Annotated in this window: 18 protein-coding genes and 1 riboswitch; of the genes, 15 read left to right on the top strand and 3 right to left on the bottom strand. The window is 35.4% G+C overall.

Annotated features, from left to right (window positions below; genetic code table 11):
* Positions 1–67 precede the first annotated feature (67 nt).
* The 6 genes from MKZ17_RS13990 to brnQ all read left to right on the top strand — a co-directional run bounded on the left by MKZ17_RS13990 (position 68) and on the right by brnQ (position 7,429).
* Entirely contained in the window at positions 68–784 is a 717-nt protein-coding gene (locus MKZ17_RS13990) for a response regulator transcription factor (RefSeq protein ID WP_340724344.1), read from the top strand.
* Positions 777–2,552, top strand: a complete 1,776-nt coding sequence (locus MKZ17_RS13985) for an ATP-binding protein (RefSeq protein WP_340724343.1) — start codon at positions 777–779, stop codon at positions 2,550–2,552. Before MKZ17_RS13990 ends, MKZ17_RS13985 begins: the two co-directional genes overlap by 8 nt.
* A 214-nt stretch (positions 2,553–2,766) precedes the next feature.
* On the top strand, positions 2,767–3,300 hold the full coding sequence (locus MKZ17_RS13980) for an RNA polymerase sigma factor SigX (protein WP_340724342.1): 534 nt from the start codon (positions 2,767–2,769) through the stop codon (positions 3,298–3,300).
* On the top strand, positions 3,297–4,511 hold the full coding sequence (locus MKZ17_RS13975; RefSeq protein ID WP_340724341.1) for a hypothetical protein: 1,215 nt from the start codon (positions 3,297–3,299) through the stop codon (positions 4,509–4,511). Before MKZ17_RS13980 ends, MKZ17_RS13975 begins: the two co-directional genes overlap by 4 nt.
* A gap of 152 nt (positions 4,512–4,663) precedes the next feature.
* A riboswitch (FMN riboswitch) is annotated at positions 4,664–4,839 on the top strand.
* Positions 4,840–5,081: 242 nt separating this feature from the next.
* Complete coding sequence (locus MKZ17_RS13970) at positions 5,082–5,660, top strand: ECF transporter S component (RefSeq protein ID WP_340724340.1); 579 nt, start codon at positions 5,082–5,084, stop codon at positions 5,658–5,660.
* A 434-nt stretch (positions 5,661–6,094) separates the two neighbouring features.
* The gene (gene brnQ / locus MKZ17_RS13965; protein ID WP_340724339.1) at positions 6,095–7,429 is read left to right on the top strand and encodes a branched-chain amino acid transport system II carrier protein; all 1,335 of its coding nucleotides are present in this window, start codon (positions 6,095–6,097) and stop codon (positions 7,427–7,429) included.
* Between the two features lie 53 nt (positions 7,430–7,482).
* On the opposite strand, the gene MKZ17_RS13960 is transcribed toward brnQ, so the two are convergent.
* On the bottom strand, positions 7,483–8,340 hold the full coding sequence (locus MKZ17_RS13960) for a YitT family protein (protein WP_340724338.1): 858 nt from the start codon (positions 8,338–8,340) through the stop codon (positions 7,483–7,485).
* A 218-nt stretch (positions 8,341–8,558) separates the two neighbouring features.
* Here MKZ17_RS13960 and MKZ17_RS13955 point away from each other — a divergent pair, with 218 nt between their 5' ends.
* The 9 genes from MKZ17_RS13955 to MKZ17_RS13915 all read left to right on the top strand — a co-directional run bounded on the left by MKZ17_RS13955 (position 8,559) and on the right by MKZ17_RS13915 (position 18,369).
* On the top strand, positions 8,559–9,803 hold the full coding sequence (locus MKZ17_RS13955) for an MFS transporter (RefSeq protein ID WP_340724337.1): 1,245 nt from the start codon (positions 8,559–8,561) through the stop codon (positions 9,801–9,803).
* A 209-nt stretch (positions 9,804–10,012) separates the two neighbouring features.
* Positions 10,013–10,408, top strand: a complete 396-nt coding sequence (locus tag MKZ17_RS13950; RefSeq protein WP_340724336.1) for a MerR family transcriptional regulator — start codon at positions 10,013–10,015, stop codon at positions 10,406–10,408.
* Between the two features lie 26 nt (positions 10,409–10,434).
* Entirely contained in the window at positions 10,435–11,793 is a 1,359-nt protein-coding gene (glnA, locus tag MKZ17_RS13945; protein WP_340724335.1) for a type I glutamate--ammonia ligase, read from the top strand.
* 153 nt (positions 11,794–11,946) lie between these two features.
* Positions 11,947–13,062, top strand: a complete 1,116-nt coding sequence (locus tag MKZ17_RS13940; protein WP_340724334.1) for an ABC transporter — start codon at positions 11,947–11,949, stop codon at positions 13,060–13,062.
* A gap of 12 nt (positions 13,063–13,074) precedes the next feature.
* Positions 13,075–14,286 (top strand): ABC transporter permease, encoded by a 1,212-nt coding sequence (locus tag MKZ17_RS13935; protein WP_340724333.1) that lies wholly within the window; start codon positions 13,075–13,077, stop codon positions 14,284–14,286.
* Between the two features lie 135 nt (positions 14,287–14,421).
* Positions 14,422–15,537 (top strand): ABC transporter, encoded by a 1,116-nt coding sequence (locus tag MKZ17_RS13930; protein ID WP_340724332.1) that lies wholly within the window; start codon positions 14,422–14,424, stop codon positions 15,535–15,537.
* A 12-nt stretch (positions 15,538–15,549) separates the two neighbouring features.
* The gene (locus tag MKZ17_RS13925; protein ID WP_340724331.1) at positions 15,550–16,767 is read left to right on the top strand and encodes an ABC transporter permease; all 1,218 of its coding nucleotides are present in this window, start codon (positions 15,550–15,552) and stop codon (positions 16,765–16,767) included.
* Positions 16,768–16,779: 12 nt separating this feature from the next.
* Positions 16,780–17,691, top strand: coding sequence for an ABC transporter ATP-binding protein (locus MKZ17_RS13920; protein ID WP_340724330.1), 912 nt, complete (start codon positions 16,780–16,782; stop codon positions 17,689–17,691).
* 132 nt (positions 17,692–17,823) lie between these two features.
* Entirely contained in the window at positions 17,824–18,369 is a 546-nt protein-coding gene (locus MKZ17_RS13915; RefSeq protein WP_340724329.1) for a DUF402 domain-containing protein, read from the top strand.
* A gap of 62 nt (positions 18,370–18,431) precedes the next feature.
* On the opposite strand, the gene MKZ17_RS13910 is transcribed toward MKZ17_RS13915, so the two are convergent.
* Both MKZ17_RS13910 and MKZ17_RS13905 read right to left on the bottom strand, forming a co-directional pair.
* Entirely contained in the window at positions 18,432–19,169 is a 738-nt protein-coding gene (locus MKZ17_RS13910; RefSeq protein ID WP_340724328.1) for a glycerophosphodiester phosphodiesterase, read from the bottom strand.
* An 89-nt stretch (positions 19,170–19,258) separates the two neighbouring features.
* Positions 19,259–21,358 (bottom strand): DUF2339 domain-containing protein, encoded by a 2,100-nt coding sequence (locus MKZ17_RS13905; RefSeq protein ID WP_340724327.1) that lies wholly within the window; start codon positions 21,356–21,358, stop codon positions 19,259–19,261.
* Positions 21,359–21,417 lie beyond the last annotated feature (59 nt).

Here is a 21,417-nt window from a genome sequence, read left to right as displayed (position 1 = left end):
TCTTTTCAATCGCAATTTGAAAAGGTACAATAGAAGAGTGAATAGAGAGTTGAAAGGGGTAACACCAGTGTCTGAAAATATTTCTGTATTAATCGTAGATGATGAGGATCGTATTCGTCGCTTATTAAAAATGTATTTAGAGCGTGAGGGTTATTTAGTAGATGAGGCAGAGAATGGTGAGCAAGCGCTTACGATGGCTCTTGAAAAAGAATATCATTGTATTTTATTAGATATTATGATGCCTGAAAAAGATGGACTAGAAGTTTGTGCAGAATTACGAGAAAAGAAGACAACACCTATAATTTTATTAACTGCTAAAGGTGAAGAAGCAAATCGTGTACAAGGCTTTGAGCTTGGAGCAGATGATTATATAGTGAAACCATTTAGTCCACGTGAGGTTGTCCTACGCGTAAAAGCAATTTTACGTCGATCTGCAGTATTCTCACCAGTATCAAATGCATCATCATCGAAAGACTTAGTGGTATTTCCACATTTAACAATTGATCATGACGCGCACCGTGTTACTGCTGATGGCACAGAAGTGAATTTAACTCCTAAGGAATACGAGTTATTATATTTCCTTGCGAAATCACCTGATAAAGTATTTGACCGTGAACAGCTTTTAAAAGAAGTATGGCACTATGATTTCTTTGGTGACTTACGTACAGTTGATACACATGTAAAACGTTTACGTGAAAAATTAAACCGTGTTTCTGAAAATGCGGCAAAGATGATCGTAACGGTTTGGGGTGTCGGCTACAAATTTGAGGTTGTAAATGAATAGAATAGCAACAAGTATTGTCGGGAAGCTATGGGTAACCATTTTGCTTCTCGTTTCGTTTGTACTTTTTATTTTTACGGTCTTTATGCTGGAGTTTTTAGAAAAATACCATAATGAACAGTCTGAACAATCCTTACGTCAAACTGCGGCAGCCATTGCAAGTATTGTTGATGATGAGGGACTTGATGATAAAAAATTTACAATTATTTCAGAAATTTTAACTGAATCAACAAATGTACTCATAGCAAAAAATCCAAATGAAGTACTTTATGCAGAGCAAATAGGTGTAAATCAACAACAAATACAGCAGGATATTATTTCGAATAGAGCATTTGAAAAAGTATACGCTACAACAGAACCAATCGTCAAAGAGCTAGTACTCCCTTCGAATGAAGAGAACAATAAGAAGAGTACTTATATTGTTCTTGGTTTCCCACTGAAGGGTGAAGAGGAAACCCATGGAGCTGTATTTATTTATAAAAATCCGGATGCTGTTTATCAAACAAGTAGACAGACGACGAAAATTGTCTTTATAGCTGCAGCAATTGCTTTCATATTAACAACAATTTTTGCCTTTTTCTTATCATCAAAAATAACCTTCCCCTTAAGGAAAATGCGAGAACACGCATTTGAATTAGCGAAGGGACGTTTTGATGCGAAAATTGAAACGAAGCAAAATGACGAAATTGGTCAGTTAGCAGTTGCCTTTAATCAAATGGGGCGTCAACTAAGTCATCATTTAGAGGTTATTAACCAAGAAAAAGAACAATTATCGAGTATTTTGACTTCGATGAGTGATGCTGTAATTACGTTTAACCGAGATAAAACAATTTTGCTGAGCAATCCACCAGCAGAGCGATTATTACAAAAATGGTTTGTTGCAAAGGGATTGGATAGTTCGAAGCCTATTCCGGAAGAGTTTTATCATATGTTGGATCATGTTTTAAATTTTGAAGACCATTTAGATGAGGAATTAGAGATCGGAAAATCCAATTATAGTATTTCCATTAACCCTCTTTATAGTGGGGATGCCATTCGTGGTGCTGTAGCTGTTATTCGCGATAAAACAGAGGAAACAAAGCTTGAAAAATTAAAATCTGATTTTATTGCCAATGTTTCTCATGAACTGCGTACGCCTATTGCAATGCTTCAAGGCTACTCAGAAGCAATAATCGATGGTGTCGTCACAACAGAAGAAGAGCGTAATGATATGATTCGAGTGATTTATGAAGAATCCCAGCGCATGGGAAGACTTGTTACAGATTTACTCGATTTGGCGCGTATGGAATCAGGACATATGACTTTATATAAAGAAAATGTTTCACTTGTTACAGTGATTGAACGTATGACGCAAAAATTTGGACAAGCTGCAAAAGAAAATCACGTTACTTTGCAGTTTGAAACGGATATTCCAGAGGATATGGAAATTCATATTGATGAAGATCGAATTGAACAAGTTTTAACGAATTTAATTGATAATGCTATTCGACATACGTCAGCTGAAGGTTTGGTAACAGTATCGATTCAGCAAAAGCAAAATTTTGCAAAAATACAAGTACAGGATACTGGCCAAGGAATTCCTCAAGACGATCTACCATACGTATTTGAGCGTTTTTATAAAGCAGATAAAGCGCGTACTCGCTCAAAGGGTGGTACAGGACTTGGTTTGGCGATTACTAAAAACATTGTTGAAGCTCATAAAGGAACAATTTCTGTTGACAGTGTCGAACAGCAAGGTACTACTTTTACATTTTATTTACCATTATCATAAAAATGTTTAATGAGGTACAATTTGGCACAGTGTATGACTTTTTACTATAATGGAAATATGCAAGGAGAGGGGAGTTGTCCTGTAAGTAATTACTTTCAGAGCAGCTCCTTTCTTCATATGTTGAGTAGATGAGCCTAACTAACTAATAATTATTTGCTGGTTTGTAACTTTTTTTGTTTTGAAACGACAAATTAATAGAACGGAGGTGGGATGGGTGCAACAATCCATATTCCATCGATTATACGACATGTATCATCAAGATGTTTTTAATTTTTTGTTTTATTTAGTGAAAAATCGTTCAGTTGCGGAAGATCTTTCGCATGAAGTATATATACGTGTATTGAAATCCTATGATCGATTTGAAGGGAAAAGTAGTGAAAAGACATGGCTATTCTCTATTGCCAAAAACGTAGCGATAGATCATTTTCGGAAGAAACAAATTCGAGATAAGCATGCGTTTACAGCATTTGATTGGGAGACAGAGCAACTTGTTTCACCGGTACCTTCACCTGAAGAGTATACGGAGCATAATGATCAATTGCAGCAAATATTAGTTGCATTAGAAGAATGTTCTGGAGATCAAAAAATGGTTGTCATAATGCGCTACATGCAAGAGTTATCGATACAAGAGACGGCAGAAGTGCTTGGTTGGACAATTGGTAAAGTTAAAACAACACAGCATCGAGCACTGAAAAACTTACGCCAAATACTTGATCGAAATAATGGAAAGGAGGCGAATTCATTATGAAAAAAGAGCATTGGGATGAGAGTGAGATTGAAAATTTATTAAAGCAGTCGCCAAAAGTTACAGACAATCGTTCCAAAGAGGAAGTTTTCCAGCGACTTTTAGATGAAGGTGCATTTAGTGAACAATCGCCTCAGCCACAAAAAAAAGTTGTTAAACCGAAAGGAATTCGCTGGACGCCATTAATTGCTTCTATTGCTTCGCTATTTTTAATTGTTGTATTTGCAAGACAGTTTATTGGTTCGTCAAATAATGTAGCACAGGATCAAGCAAGTGAGGCATTAACCGAAAGCTCTTTAAAAATGGCTGATAGCGCAGCGAAAAATGAACGATTGGCTTTGCCGGAAGAAGCCTCATCCTTTTCTCTGGATGAATCATTAGCTGCACATACGTTAGTATATGAGTCACAATTACAAGATGTAACGCTATTCACAATTGGCTTATCAGGTGATAATGCAGAAAGTGTACCAGTTAGTTTTTTAATTCCCAATGAAATTGTCAATGAAAAATTAGGAACGACAGCACCAACCAAGTTGCAGTTGTATGAAGCATTTGCTCCATTAATTGATGAAGAGGGGCGAGGTTTCAGAGAATTCCATCCTTTTAAGGGGAAATTCCTGGAAAAGGATGGAGAATTAGTTCATCAATTGCCTAAAGATCATCCATATGATACAAGTTTAGGGGCATTATCGAATTATACTGGTACCCTTATTGATACTTTTAGTGATGATTATGAGCAAGTGTATTTAGAAAACATGGATGGAGCAAGTATTGACCTTGATTATGTGGGCGAGGTGAAAGAGCCGATTTCGTTAAGAAGTTCGTCGGAAAAATATAATTATTATGCTTATCAAATGAGTACTGGCGCGGTCTATTTAAGTCCTAATTTTCGTATGAGCTATTCCACAGTGGAAGAAGCACTACAAAATATGACAACCGAAGCGAATGATATTTATCGAACAGTAATTTTGCCAAATGTAACTTACACAGTGAAGAGCGATAAGAATGTAGTTACTGTGAAATTTGATAATGAACTTGATTTACAACAATTTGATGCCATTGAAGTGATGCGTATGATCGAAGGGATATTAATGACAGCTGCCCAATTTGATCGACAAGTAAAGTTCGAACAAATTGTCCAAGAAGAGTGGAATGGCTTTAATTTTACAGGGCCATTAGATAAACCAATTGCAGCAAATATCTTTTATTATTAATAATTATAAATCATGGGGTTTCATCTTACGTAATGGTCGGAAGATGAAACCTTATCTATAAATTCAAATAAATTTACTAGGAATTGTATGCAATAGTCTTTACAATTCTTTTTTTTTATTTATAATAGGTAGTGTAACATAATTTAATATTGATTCATCTTCGGGGCAGGGTGTAATTCCCGACCGGCGGTAATAAAAGTGTCAACCTCTGACCATTCACTTGGAGGACGTTGCGTCAAAACTTTTCGAGCCCGCGAGCCACTTTGTGTGTGCAGGATTTGGTGTGATTCCAAAGCCGACAGTATAGTCTGGATGGGAGAAGATGAAGGTACGGTCGTCATTTTATGAAAAATGTCGTACGCTTGTAGTACAATAAAAATATCCTTTTGTATAAAGGCTTCTTTTGTATACAAAAAATAGGATGTTATAACTACAAATGTACGGATAGACCCTTATTTAAGTGTGCCTATTTCTCCCTTATGTAAATATTACATAAGGGTTTTTTCATGAAAATGGTATGTCCGTCCTTTCTTCTTGCGAGATAGAATCAGCAATGAGGAGAGATTTAGTATGAAAAAGAAAAGTTTAAAGTTACGTTCATTCGTAACAATCGGAATGCTAAGTGGGATTTCATTTGTATTAATGTTATTTAACTTCCCGTTACCGTGGTTTCCTGTCTTTTTACAAATCGATTTTAGTGATGTGCCTGCATTAATAGCGGCAATTACAATGGGACCGGTTGCTGGTATTTTAGTGGAACTTATTAAAAATATTTTAGATTGGGTATACACAGGAGCGCCTGAAGGGATTCCTGTAGGGCATTTAGCGAATTTTGCTACAGGTGTATTATTCATTTTACCTGCTTACTTCATCTATAAAAAAATTCCAACTGTAAAAGGTTTAATTATAGGCTTGGTTGCGTCAACTGTTGTGATGTCAGTCGGTATGGCAGCGTTAAATTATTTAGCATTTTTACCTATGTATACGTATCTATTAGGAATGCCAGAATTCGATATGTATGAAACAGTTATATTAGGTATTTTACCATTCAATCTTATTAAAGGAATTATGATGCTAGTTATTGTCACGATGATTTACCGTACAATGCGTGTGTGGATTGAAAATCAGCGTCGTCAATATATTGCATAATGAATATATAGTAGGAGCTGCACTATGAATACGTGTATTCACAGTGCAGCTCTTTTTTTGGGTTCTATAATATTTGTTGGGGTATCTATTCAATTTGTGCTATATGAATATCCCAGGATTAAAAGGTTTAATCTTAGAAAATTGTGAGCCCGCGGAAAGCGTCCGCCCGTAATGGAAATCAACGGACTTGTTTAGAAAAAAACAAAAAGGTAGTGCCAATTAATGAATCATTATGACATTACCCCAACATTTGACTTAGAACCTTTTTTTGAAATAGTAGATTTTCGGTAATATTCTGAATAAAAATTTCATTATTAAAGATTTGCTATTGTTTTCACTTTAATTGCCTGTTATCATATTGTCTATTGTTGTGAAAAATCGATATATTTCGTCAATACTCAACAAAGAAATTTTTCATCTTAGGAGAGACGACAATGGATAAAAAAATACCATTTTCAACGTATGCGGTAATTGGTACGATGCTGTTTGGGATGTTTTTTGGAGCGGGTAACTTAATTTTTCCAATCCAAATGGGTCAACTTGCAGGTACAAATTATTCGCTAGCACTATTTGGTTTTTTAGTAACGGCGATTGGATTGCCGTTTTTAGGAATTTTAGCAATAGGCTTATCAGGGAGCAATGGTTTACGAGATTTAGCGAGTCGAGTGCACCCAGTATTTGGTGTCATCTTTGCCTTAGCACTCTATTTAACAATTGGTCCGTTTTTTGCAATTCCACGTACGGCAACGGTGCCGTTTGTTGTAGGATTTGAACCGTTTATTGACCCATCGCAGGCGAAAATATGGCTCGCCGTATTTAGCTTTATATTCTTTGCTATTGTCTTTTATTTTTCGCTAAATCCAGCGAAAATTATGGATTATATCGGAAAATATTTAACCCCAGCATTTTTAATTTTTTTATTTATATTAATTGCTGTTAGTTTGTTTTCACCGATGGGTAATTTCGTTGAGCCTGTAGGCAGTTATATAAATGAAGCGTTTATGACGGGCTTTAAAGAAGGCTATAACACAATGGATGCCCTTGCTTCCCTTGCGTTCGGTATTATCGTCATTAATGCAATAAAAAGAACAGGAATCACAGATAAAAAGGAAATTGCTAAAGCAACTTGGAAATCAGGTATTTTTGCGATGGCCTTAATGATGTTAATATACGGGCTTATTGCCTATATGGGCGCATCAAGTGTAACAGCAATAGGTACATATGATAATGGGGGTCAAATCTTTGCTGCCGTAGCTGATCATTATTTCGGGTCATACGGTGCGATTTTATTAGCGATTATTATTGTATTAGCTTGTTTGAAAACGAGTATTGGTTTAATTACTGCTTGTAGTGAATTTTTTAATGAAGTGTATCCGAAAATCAGCTATAAAACTTTCGTTGTAGTACTTTGTATTGTATCGTTTACTATTGCTAACTTTGGCTTAACGAATATTATAACATTTGCTATTCCTGTTTTAATGTTCTTATATCCATTAGCAATTGTATTAATTTTACTTGCATTAGCTGGACCGCTGTTTAGAAACAAACAGTTAGTCTTTGCAACGGCGATTTTATTTACGTTCTTTATTAGTATTATTGATGGATATAATGCATTAATTGACAGTGTACCTGCCTTCGAAATAGGTTTTTTATCATCAATTGCTGAATTTTATAAAGAATTTTTACCTTTATATTCGATTGGGTTAGGTTGGATTGTTCCTGCTCTCGTAGGAGCTATTATTGGGATAATTATTCCATCGAAAAAGTAATAAATGCGGTAGCGGCACAAAATATTGTGCTGCTACCGCATTTATGTTTGAACTTAATGGACGTCTCTCTTTTGGAAGTTACCACCTTTAACTTCGACAACTTCATAAATCGTTACGAAAGCGTTCGGATCGATTTCGCGGATGATTGCCTTCATTTTACTTTCTTCCATTCGGTTGATGACGCATGTAATTTCTTTAAATTCTTGGTTTGAATAAGCACCTTGTACCGTATTGAACGTTGCGCTACGACCTAAACGATCGCGAATTGTTTCGACCATTTCTACTGGCTCAACTGTGATAATTTTAAATGTTTTAGAGCCACTTAAACCTTCTTCCACAATGTGTATTACTTTTGAAGCGATAAAGTAAGCAATTGCAGAAAGTAAGGCCCCTTTAAAGCCGAATACTAAAGATACAACAATGAATACGAAGAAATTTAAAAATAAGATTAAATCACTTGTTCCAAATGGTAGCTTTCTAGATAGTAAAACAGCGAGCATATCGATTCCATCTAATGCTCCACCGTTACGAAGCGCTAACCCCATTCCTAGCCCAAGGATGATCCCTCCGACTACAGTAATTAATAACGCATCTCCTTCGATAATTGTAGGTACGTGGTGCATTAATGATGTACCAATCGATAATGATGCAATACCGATTACCGAATTAATGGCAAAGCTTTTTCCGATTTGCTTATAGCCTAAATAAATAAATGGAATGTTAAGTACAGCAATTAATATTCCTAAAGATATCGGTGTGACTTGTGATATCACGATACTAATTCCTGTAACCCCTCCATCTGATACGTTATTTGGGATTAAAACAGCTTCTAATCCGTAAGCGGCGATTAGACCGCCAATAATAATGATGATTTTTTGTCCAATTGACTTAGCTACCCCTTGACTTGCCATAATACTCCTCCTACTATTCGATTGTTTATAAGTATACACGAATAATTATTGAAATTCTTTTTTTCGCAAATAAAATAGTTGAAAAAAGTGATATTAAATAAGATTTTTGTATATAAGTATTAATTCGATAAGTATTTAGAAGGAAATGTATTGATGTATAATCTAGTAGTGAACATTAAAGAGTAAGGATTTATTATTAAAAGAAATGAGGTGAATGTGTGACCGTATCAACAAGTTTACAAAAGGAAAGATGGAAAAGAGATGTAACACTATTTTTAAGTAGTCAAACGATTTCATTATTTGGTTCATCGCTCGTTCAATATGCAATGATGTGGTATATTACACTTTCGACGCAATCGGGTATTATGATGACGATTTATATTATTTGCGGCTTTATCCCAACGTTTTTATTATCACCTGTCGCAGGTGTTTGGGCGGATCGATTTAATCGAAAGAAACTGATTGTTTATGCGGACGGATTGATTGCTATTTCCACTTTGATTTTAGCAATATTATATTTATTGGGGTATGAATCGATTTGGTTGTTATTTATAATGGCTTCGATTCGTGCTATAGGAACAGGAATTCAAACACCAGCTGTAGGTGCGGTATTACCTCAAATCGTACCTGAGAAGCATTTATTGCGAGTTAATGGTATTAATGGGACGATTCAAGCGGTTATCATGTTTATATCACCAATGGTAAGTGCAGCATTGTTATCGTTTACGACGATGGAATTGATTTTTTTCATAGATGTTGTCACAGCAACGATTGCCATTTTAGTGTTAGTTACATTATTGAAAATTCCTTTACATGAAAAAGCAACAGAAAATCAACGTATAAGTTATTTAGAAGATTTCAAATTAGGTATTGCTTATATCCGTGAAAAAGATTTCCTGAAGAGTTTCTTTATTTTCTTCGCGTTATTATTTATCATGATGGCACCTGCCGCTTTCCTTACGCCACTCCAGGTTACACGGAGTTTTGGGGATGATATTTGGCGGTTAACTGCAATAGAAATTGCTTTTTCGATTGGGATGGTAATAGGTGGTGGAATTATTGCCACGTGGGGTGGATTTAAAAATCGAGTATATACAATGATGTTTGCGGGTGTTGTTATGAGTGTATGTACAGTGTTGTTAGGATTGATCCCAGTCTTTTGGTTATATTTAAGCGCAATGGGCTTATTTGGACTTGCGATGCCAATATTTAATACTCCTACGATGACGATTATACAAGAAAAGGTAGACCCTAACTATTTAGGGCGTATTTTTGGTGTGTTTGGTATGATTTCTACGTCGATGATGCCTCTCGGAATGTTGATATTTGGTCCTATAGCGGATATTGTAGCAGTAGAACACATATTAATTGGAACAGGTTTATTAATGCTTGTTGTCACACTTTGTATAAAATTAAGCCCATCTCTCGTTCGAGCGGGAGAAACGGTTTCGCTAAAAGAATAACAGGTTAGGGATGGCTGTACGAATGAAAATGCATTCGTACAGCTTTTTTTTGTCTTTAAAGGTAACATGGATTGCTTATTTTATGGAAATAAATGTTCGAAATATTAGATAAAAGCTATCTAATATCTGTATGTTAGTTTTTATAACATTGAATTGACAAAGTAACTAACATTAGATTAAAGTAAGTATTAAGAAAGGGAGGCGAGATGATGAGTCGAGAGTTTCGAAGAGCAATGCCGTTATTGCCAATAAGCATGGTCATGCAATTAACAGAATTAACGGCAAGACAAATTCGCTACTACGAAGAACATGAATTAATCGTCCCCGCAAGATCGGAAGGGAACAGGAGGATGTTTTCTTTAGATGATATTGATGCTTTGCTAGAAATAAGAGAATTACTAGACCAGGGCATTAATATGGCAGGCATTAAAAAAGTGTTTGCAATGCGGAATGATGATTATGTTAGAAGTTCTGACACGTATCAAATGTCGGATGCAGAATTACGAGCAATATTACGTGAAGAAATGCAGCAGGCGCAACGTTTGCAAAAAACTTCGCTACGTCAAGGCGATTTATCGCGTTTCTTTCAGTATAAAAATGAGTAGTGACCAATAAAGGAGAGTGTTGAGTAATGACAAATACAGTGGTAAGTGGAACAAGCAAATTAACTAAAGAGGATATTAAAAAAATCGTTCAAGACAAAAACGTTAAGTTTATTCGTCTACAATTTACAGATATTTTAGGTACTATCAAAAATGTTGAAATTCCAGTTAGTCAATTAGAGAAAGCATTAGATAACAAAATGATGTTTGATGGCTCATCGATTGAAGGGTTTGTTCGTATTGAAGAATCAGACATGTATTTACGCCCAGATTTAGATACATTTATGATTTTCCCATGGACTGCTGAAAAGGGTAAAGTTGCTCGATTAATTTGTGATATCGCTCGTCCGGATGGCACTCCATTTGAAGGTGATCCTCGTTCAAACTTAAAGCGTATGCTAAAGGAAATGGAGGAACTTGGATTTACAGACTTTAACTTAGGACCAGAGCCTGAATTCTTCTTATTCAAATTAGATGAAAAAGGTGCTCCAACACTTGAGTTAAATGATGATGGTGGATACTTTGACTTAGCTCCAACAGATCTAGGTGAGAACTGCCGTCGTGATATCGTATTAGAGTTAGAGGAAATGGGCTTTGAAGTCGAAGCTTCTCACCACGAAGTAGCACCTGGTCAGCACGAAATTGACTTTAAATATTCGAATGCAATTGAAGCTTGCGATAACATCCAAACTTTTAAATTAGTAGTTAAAACAATAGCACGTAAACACGGTTTACATGCTACATTTATGCCAAAACCATTATTCGGTGTAAACGGTTCTGGGATGCACTTTAACTTATCATTATTCCAAGGAAATAAAAATGCATTCTGGGATGAAGGAGCAGATTTACAATTATCAAAAACTGCTAAAAACTTCCTTGCGGGTGTATTAAAGCACGTACAAGGCTTTACAGCTGTAACGAATCCTACGGTAAATTCTTATAAACGTTTAGTACCGGGCTATGAAGCACCTTGCTACGTTGCATGGTCACCAAAAAACCGTTCTCCACTAGTACGTATTCCTGAGTCTCGTGGACTATCAACTCGTATTGAATTACGTTCAGTTGACCCATCTGCTAATCCTTATTTAGCAATGGCGGTAATTTTAGCAGCTGGTTTAGATGGTGTGAAAAACGAAATTGAGCCACCAGCACCAGTTGACCGTAATATTTACGTAATGAACGCAGAAGAGCGCGCTGCAAGCGGAATCGATAGTTTACCAGGTTCTTTAGATGCAGCATTAGCTACACTAGCACGTGACCAAGTAATTATAGATGCATTAGGCGAACATATTTATGCAAACTTCAAAGAAGCGAAAGAAGTAGAATTTGATATGTTCCGCACAACTGTAACACAGTGGGAACGTGACCAATATTTGAAGATGTATTAAGAGTTTAATAACATTTTCATGTGAGAAATGGAAACCACCAGGGTAGCGTGCTCTGGTGGTTTTTCAGTATTGACATTGTAAATGGTGAATAATTAGATTACTCTGAAACTAGATACATAATATTCCAAAAATTTAAAATAAAGGTGGTTATTTATGATTCGATCGTTGAAGATTGGGCTACTGATTGAACGTAAAAATCGTAAAAACTTAGTAGCACTGTTGGCTGTTGCTGTTTTCGTATTTGGAATGATGTTTTTCATTAAGGCACAAGAGGTAGGACAGCAGCTTGATGATAAGAAGAGTGATTTTTACAATGGGCGTGCTGCGTTATCAAAGTTTCAGGTGAAGGATGCATCCGAAGATGGAGATGGCAGTCATCTCTATAAAAATTTGACCGAGCAAAATAGGTCGATTGCGTTACAAATTGCTGGGTTAACAATGAAGAATTATCCGCTCTATTATGAGGCTTCGATGCGTACAACAGAGCTTCGAAATGAGGCATTTGATCTTGAGGACTATGATAAAGTGGCAGATTTATTGCCAACAAAGCTGGAAAATACGTTGAACTATATGTACTTTAAATGGCTAGTGGACTCCGAAAAACAAGGAATTAGTGATTTATCACATTACTTACCGTTTTTACTTTATTTCTTTAGTATTGCAGGCTTTGGTTGGTATATTTTTATTAGCTTTTATACTAGCTCCATCTTATTGGATGATTTTGAACATACGAGTTTGATGAAGGGTTATCCAGTGCGCTTTGACCAATACATTATCTCGAAATGTATCATTGCGTTGGGCTATGTGGTCGTGTTTATTGCCCTCATCTTTATATGTGCATTGCCACTTTTAAAAAGTGGCTTTGGTGATATGACTGAACCTGTACGTGTGTTTTTAGGTGATCCGGCACTTATTTCAAGTATTTCGTACATTGGACGTGCAATTCTATACATGATCGTAATTTCTGTCTTTGTTATGCTACTGTCGATTATTTTGAACGTCTTAGTAAAAAATATGTATTTAACGCTGTTTATCCACTTTATTTTATTCTTTTTACCAATTGTATTTTCAAGGCTAATTAGTATATTCCCTTACAATCCTTTTAATTTTATGAGCTTTAATGACATTTTATCTGGGCTTCCAGTTGATTTAGAGAAATCGACATCAATTACGATGAATCAGGGACTTATGGTCATTGTCATTTGTATTGTGTTGATGTTAGTAATCATTCAGCGTTTCTTATCAACAGGAAAAATTAAACGGGTGTAAGGAGGGACAGTTATGTGGGGATATTTTAACTTTGAATTTAAGCAATTTTTTACAAACAAAAAAAATATTGCAGTGTTCGCTTTACTAACATTTGTGACGATCTTTTATGTGTTTAAACTTGCGCCAGCCTATGACCCGATAGAAAAGGTAGATTATGATGAAATTGAGGCGAGGTATTTAACTCGTGAGGAGTTTTTAGACTCGATGTTTGGTAAAAATTTAAGTGAATATCATGATTCTGTTCAGTACGCTGTCAGTATATTTGACTTCTTGAACCCATATGATGAGCAACGTCTACAAGCTCTTGATGACGGTAATTTACGCAAATATGTAGTAGCAACAAGGGATTGGTACTTTTACACAAATGTCTATACTTATCGTAACGATTTGTTAGCATACAATCCACGCTATTATATGGACGACCGACGATTTGCTGAAGATGAAGCTTATTATGCTTATCTTGAACAATTTCAGCGCTATGATGCGTATAAACGTGTATGGTACGATTTAACGATTGAAATTTTGGAGCAACGAACGGCACTTCAAACATTAGAACGCTTATTGAAAGGACCTTTACCATACATTATTTTAATTGCCACGTTACTACTGACAATTGATATCGTGACGAAAGATCGTCGTCATCCATCAATTTTAAAAGGTTTTCCAATTGCAGACTGGAAGCGGTTATTCGTAAAGGCATGTATAGGATTAATTGGTAGTATGCTTCTGTGGATCCCAATTATTGTTGGGTTGCTGATTGTTGGCTTCCAATTTGGTTTTGGAAATTTTGACTTACCAGTTCCTGTATATGGCTATGACATGATTGCAAATGAAGAAGGCAAATTTGTCTATATGTCAATGGGGATGTTTTTATTCCGTTGCTTCTTATTATTAGCGGCTTGGATGGTAGTCGTCGTTTCAGCAGTACTATTATGTAGTATTTTATTGCGCCAAGAGTTGCTCAACATGGTGGTAGGTGCATTACTTATTTTTGGAGAACGCTTTTACACAAGTCGCGGAGTCGGATATTTCTGGAATGTCGAATATTACCCAACTTCCTATGTACAGGTAGGAAATATAGTATCGAAATATCAAAATTTCTATTTTACAAGTAAAGGGTTGCATGACGTGCTCGGTTTGAAATTACTGTTAATAAGTGCAGTCATCCTATTTGTTTTTAAACTACTTATTTCATTATCGAATCGCTTTAGATTAATTAAATAGGGATTGCTATTAAAGGCGTTAGATAAATCTCTAACGGTTTTTAGTATTTTTAAAATATTGAAAAAAATGGAAAAGAACATTATACTATTAAAGTATTAGAATAATCGAAATTAAATATAGAAAGGTAGATGAGGAGTGTTTCAAGCTTTAAAGGTCGGATTATTAATTGAACGCACAAATCGAAAGAATATTGTAGCACTACTTGTTGTCGCTTTAATTGTATTTGGGTGCATGTTCTTTATTAAAGCGCAGTCTGTAGGGGATCAACTTAATGAGAAAAAGGGCGATTACTATAATTCACGTGCTGTACTCTCAAAGTTCCAAGTACAGGATGCTTCGGTAAATGGTGATGGAAGTAACTTATTTAAAAACTTAACACAACAAAAAAGTGCAATTGCCTTACAAATTGCAGCATTAACCGTAGAAGACTATCCAATGTATTATGAAGCGTCTTTACGAATAGCGGAGCTACGTCAACAAGCATTTGATTTGGAGGAATATGAAAAAGTATCCAATCTCCTTCCTTCAAAACTTCAAAACGCAATGAACTTGCTTTATTTTAAAACGATGCTTGACGAAGGAAAGGCTAGTGTAAGTAATTTATCTTACTACATTCCATTTTTATTGTTTTTCTTTAGTTTAGTTGGAGCAGGTTGGTACATATTTATTAGTTTTTATACGAGCTCAATATTACTAGATGACTTTGAACATTCCAGCATTATTAAAGGTTATCCGGTGCGATTTGACCATTATATCTTATCAAAATGTGTAATTGCTTTTTTATATGTAGTGGCCTTTACCGCACTCATTTTTGTTTGTGCTACACCGCTATTATTTAATGGGCTAGGTGACCCATTTGAACCTGTAAAAGTATATTTAGATGAAGCAGCACTCATCACAAGTGCAGGGTATATTGCACGTTGCATTGGCTATATGATTGTTATTTCATTATTTGTAATGTTACTCTCAATCATATTAAACGTGCTCCTGAAAAACATGTATTTAACGTTATTTGTTCATTTTATCATGTTCTTTTTACCTACAATCTTCCCATCGCTTATTAGCTTATTTCCATACAATCCATTCCATTTCATGAACTTTAATGAAATATTAAAGGGTATGCCAATTGATTTAGTGAAGCCGGTTGATATTACGATGAATTTAGGCATGCTAATTATGGGCGTTTGTATCCTAATTATGCTATTTATCATTAAAACATTTTTCTCAACAGGGAAAATTAAAAGAGCATAGGAGGGGAACGACATGTGGGGCTATTTGAAATTTGAATTTAAGCAATTTTTTACGAACAAGAAAAATTTAGCTATCTACTTTTTACTCGCATTTGCTGCAATTTTTTATGCCTTCAAAGTAGCTCCTGCCTATGATCCAATTGAAAAGGTAGATTATGAGGAGATTGAGGCACGTTATTTAACACGTCAGGAATTTATTGATGGAATACAAGGACGAGATCTTTGGGAAGTACACCCTGTTACAGTAGATGCTTATTTTATGTTTAGTGAAATCAATCCAATGGATAAAGAAAGACTCAATGCACTTGATGCCAATGATTTGCAAAAATATGCTGAAATTACAAGTGATTGGTACTTCAAAATGAATTATATGACGTATTATAATGAGCATCTTTCTTACAATGAGCGCTATTATGTGAAGGATCGAGAATTTGCAAATGTAGATGGTCTTTTCAATGCGTTAGATCAATATGTGCGCTATGAAGCATTTGAAAAAGCCGATTATGAATTGTCATTTGAAGTTTTTGAACAGCGTACAGCCCTACAAACTCTTGAAAGATTATTGAAAGGGTTTTTACCTATAATTTTAGTTATTTGTGCACTACTTTTAGCAATTGACATTGTCACGAAGGATCGTCTTCATCCTTCCGTTTTAAAGGGCTTCCCAATTGCGGATTGGAAGAAGCTGCTTGTGAAAATGAGCGTTGCTGTAATTGGGAGCTTGGCATTATTTCTCCCGCTACTTATCGGTTTTATTATTATCGGTATTCAATCAGGCTTTGGGCACTTTCAGCTACCGTCTCCGGTATATTCACCACTGCTACAGATGACATGGAGCGAGGATGGATTATTTGAAATGATGACGCTTGGTACATTTTTAACACAGTCACTCGTATTACTGATTTTATGGTTTGTCGTAATAATAAGTGTTGTATTGCTATGCAGTGTACTATTCCGCCTTGAGATGTTGAATTTAGCTGTAGGAGTACTTTTAATTTTTGGAGAGCGTTTTTACACAAGTCGCGGTGTCGGCTATTTTTGGGATGTTGAAATTTATCCAACGACTTATATACAGGTCGGTAAGATTATCTCAAAATACCAAAATTTTTACTTTGCTAGCGAGGGGCTTGATTACCGTTTAGGGTTACAGCTGTTATTAATTTTCGCAATAGTTGTACTAATTATTACGCTGCTAATTTCATTTAATAAACGATTTAAGCTAGTGAAATAAGGGGGAAGATAAATGATAAATATCCAAAATATTACGGTTCAATTTGGTGGAAAGAAAGTATTAAATGATATTTCAATTACATTTGAACAAGGGGAGTTAATTGGTCTTGTTGCACCAAACGGGACTGGCAAATCAACCTTAATGAATGTCTTAATGAACTATTTACAGCCAACGAGCGGAAAAGTTATTTTTGATAAAGGATTAAGCTATTCAAGTAAATCAAATGAAGTGAAAATTCATCAGTTTGTGTCAATGATGCCAGATCAAAGTGATCTATACAATCACCTTAGTGGTCGAGAACATTTAAAAATGTTTGCAACAATGTGGAAGTCAGATATGAAGCTGATTGATGAAACGATTGAAGCCCTTAATATGGGGCATTATGTGAACAAAAAAACAGGTACGTATTCATTAGGAATGCGCCAGCGCTTATGTTTTGCGATGCAAATCGTGGCAAATACAGAAATAATGATGATGGATGAGGTAATGAATGGTCTAGACCCAAATAATGTAGAGGTTATATCAAAAATTTTAATGAAGAAAAAAGCAGAAGGTAAGATGATCATTATCGCATCCCACTTGCTTGATAACTTAGAAAAGTATGCAGATCGAATTTTCCTATTTAGTGAAGGGAAGCTAGTAGATGCGAATTTAATCGTAAACGGCTTTAGTGAGGCAAGTATTAAAACGATTCGAGTGAAAAAAATGCCGGAAGATACAAGAGAACAAATGAAACAGGTCTATCCTGAGCTTAAGTTTGAAACGCTTGTAAATGATATGACACTTATTCATTTACCTAGCTCGGAAGCCACACATTTAAGTGATCTTACTGCATTTTTAGTGGACAAACAGATGAATGATTTTGCGTTTGGGAAAGTAACATTAAATGATTTATACGCGATGTATTATCATGAAATTGTCTAGCAAGGATAACGAATAAAGAAGAGGTATTGGAATTTCAACTATGTGGGAAATTCAATGCCTCTTTTAATGTAAATTCGCTAATAGTAAGCATTGTACAAATGTTTGCTAAATAAAAAAGAACAGGGGGAAGCTATGAAAAGACGTTATTTACATCGAAATGATTGGAAACGAATTGTAAGTAGAGAATACAAGGAATTACAAATAGATGAAGAGGGGTTTTATGGATATATTTCTTTGCTGAAGATGAAGGAAGTTTCTCAGCCACTTGTTGTAAAGTATTTAGAAAAAGAGATATGTATTGCTGATCATCAATATTCTTGGCTTTATCAATTACCGTTAAATGAGCATTTTGCAATAACAACTATGTTCGATAGCCATAATAATATCATTCAATGGTATATAGACATCACTTATAAAAATGGCATCAAAAATGGGGAAGCCTTCATGGATGACCTATTTTTAGATATTATTGTTTTACCAACAGGGGAAATCATAGAAAAAGACCAGGATGAGTTACAAGTTGCGCTTGAAAATAATATAATAACACGTGAGCAATATGAGCTAGCTTTTAATACCTTTCATCAAGTTTTAAATCAGATACAAACAAATACATTCCCATACTTCACGTTAGCTACTAAACATTTTCAAAAATTAAATCATTTTGCCAAACTGCAATAAAAAAGAGAACTTCATTGAACAGAAGTTCTCTTTTTTAAAAGCGCAATTCTTAGTAGAGTAGATTATAAAAATGCACTAGGTCGGTCCGTAAAAATCGCTTTCATACCGGCAGCTGCCAATTGGCATGCAATCGTTTTGTCGTTCACTGTATAAGCACGTACGATCAGTCCATTGGCAATTGCCTGTTGAATAATGTGACGAAGGCAGTGATAGTAGTGAATATGAATAGCGTCACAATTAGAAATACGAACATATTCCTCTAAGTCGGTAATGAGCGATGAAAACAATAAAGCAGTTTTGACGTTCGGATTTACTTTTTTAAAGCGTGCAATTGTTTCATGATTAAAGGAAGAGATCCATACTCGATTTTCTAATTGAAGTGCTTGAATCTCATCTGCAACGAGCTGCTCTATTCCTTCATATTCAAAAATATCGGTTTTTAATTCTATATTTATTTGAAGTGAAGTTGGTCGGAAGATTGTTAGCACTTCACGTAATGTTAATATTTGTTGCCCTGCAAATTGAGGGGCAAACCAACTTCCAATATCCAAATGTTTTAATTCCGCAAGCGTAAAGTCTTTTACGAAACCTTTGCCATTAGATGTACGATTAAGAGATTCATCATGAATGACAACAAGCTCTTGATCCTTCGTTACATGAACATCAAATTCAACACCCCAAATATTTAATTTTGCAGCCTCTTCAAAAGCGATACGTGTATTTTCAGGATATTTTTCACTTACTCCACGATGTGCGATAATATTCATGTCATTACCTACCTTATAAAATAGTACGTTCACACCTATACCTTCATTTAATACGTGTACTCTTAAATTAATTATATGTGATTTTATTTGCGTGGCACTTTTAAAGTTTCCTTCGCTATACGTTATTTCTTTTCCTTAACTAATAACTTATTCGAAATTATTAACCCGATTGCCCCAATGATGATGAAAGAAATTGAGCGGATTAGTAAGTCGAGTGCCGAAAGGTCGAAGAAAATCATTTTTATAATGCCGAAAAATAATAATCCAATGCCTGTTAGCTTTAAGTTGCGATAGCTACTACGTATAGCAGCCAAATAAAGCGATAAGCAAGCGGCAATAAAAATTGATACCGTATTAATAATAACCGCTGAGTTCCAGTTAATTAGATCATGCCAATCCATATAACTTGTTAAGTTAAACATCACAATGACTGAAACAATCATTCCTGCAATTGTTAACTGCTCCGTGTAACGCTCGAAAATGGTTGCGTAATTTTTATAAATAGCCCCCTGTTTCCAGGCATCAACAAGGATTGCCCATAGAAGACCGATATAAATGAGGCGCATAACAAGAGCTATGATGACAGTTTGATCATCTATCCAGATGCTCGAGAATAGCTTAAGTCCAGCTACACCGTATACAGTAGCGGCGATTAATGGTAGTAGTCGACCAACTATATGGTGTTTCATAATGAGTGTAGTCACAAAGAAAATCGCAATCGCTCCATACAACATATACGTCGTAAAGTAAGTGGGCATATATGCCAGGTCGATTTTCCAAATGTAAACGAGCACGGTAAAATAAATGATTATTGGAAACACATCTTCACTCGAAAGCATAAAATTCGTTTTCTCAACAGTCAATACAATAAAGTGACGAAGTGCTAGATAAAGTATTACGAGCAGCACGATTAAAACAAGTAATGTCACATGCTCGATTGATAAAAAGGGTTGTACGTTACAGAAAACTAAAACTATTAGCCCAAGGAGAGTAAAGATTAGGCTATAAACCCACTTCATAAATGTAATTGCATGCTTAATGGCAAGCATTAGACCTGCAAACGCCACAATGACAAGTAATAATAAAATAAAGTCTCGAGAAATATTTAGCTGTGCAATTACATTTAGTAACGTCAGCAAAGTTAACGTCCCGAATATATCAATGAGCAGTTTATACTTACGCTTAAATACGACATACGTTGCAAAGCTTAAAATGCCAAACATTATCAATAACACTATCGTAAGTGTTGTTTCTTTAGTAAATAGTAGACTGTTCATCGTTGTTAATATAAAGATCGTAAAGCTAAATAGCATAGCTGCATTGCGCTTGCTTTCTTTGCGATACAAATGCAAATAGCTTACTAAAAATACGCTATATAGTACAACGAGAGCTACAGCAAAAAAGACGCTTTGTTCCATATGAAATCCTGAAACGATAGTAAGTGCTAAAACTGAAAAAGCCATGCCGATATAAAGTGCTTTACGCTGTGCGTGTTTTACAATAACGACTTGCACTCCAGTAAATAGCAGGACAATAAAAATGCCAATAATCTTCGTGTCAAAATTCATGTATTCTAATAAATACGGTAGCAAGAGTGAAGTGAAGATGACGAGCACTGTTAATGCTTCATTGCTCTTCAAATAGCTTATTGCGACACCGTAAACGATATAAATGAGCGCAATGATGAGGGCGGTATAAAGACCGAGCACATCATATATGATCGCTCCAGCAGCGGTTGTTAATATTCCTACAATAAAAGCTCCACCATAAATTGAAAGCGCCACAATATGCGAACCTTTTTGCTTTTTTTCCATAACAAATGCACAAGTAATTAGCCCAAGTGATAATATAAAGCCTGAAATAATTTTAATGCTGTCAGATAAAAATCCGTAATCACTTACTAGCTTTAACCCCCAAAGTACCCCTAGTACTAAAATGACCGTAAAAATTCTTGGTAACGCACGCGTAAAAATTTCCTCAAGTGATCGTTTTTCCTTTTGAAGTACCGGTTCAACTGGTTGTGCAGGAATTTTATCGGATACCTCATCTTGTTCCAGTTTAAGTGGTGTTACATTTGAATTTTGTGGAGTGGGATTCACCTTTTTTGGTTCAAAGACGTCAATCTTTATGTGTTGCTTTAAGTGGTTCACCTCCGAACGTAAATGCAGAACTTCCTTTTCAAGCTCTATAACTCGTTCGAGTATTTTTGCTTCTTTTTCCATGTTGCTCTCCTCTCTAAATAGAAGTAATTTTACTCGTTTTGTGTAATTTTACACTTTTG

Source organism: Solibacillus sp. FSL R7-0682, assembly GCF_038005985.1.
Lineage (GTDB): Bacteria > Bacillota > Bacilli > Bacillales_A > Planococcaceae > Solibacillus.
Note: the sequence above shows the minus strand (reverse complement) of the source record. Positions and strands in the feature narration are given on the sequence as shown.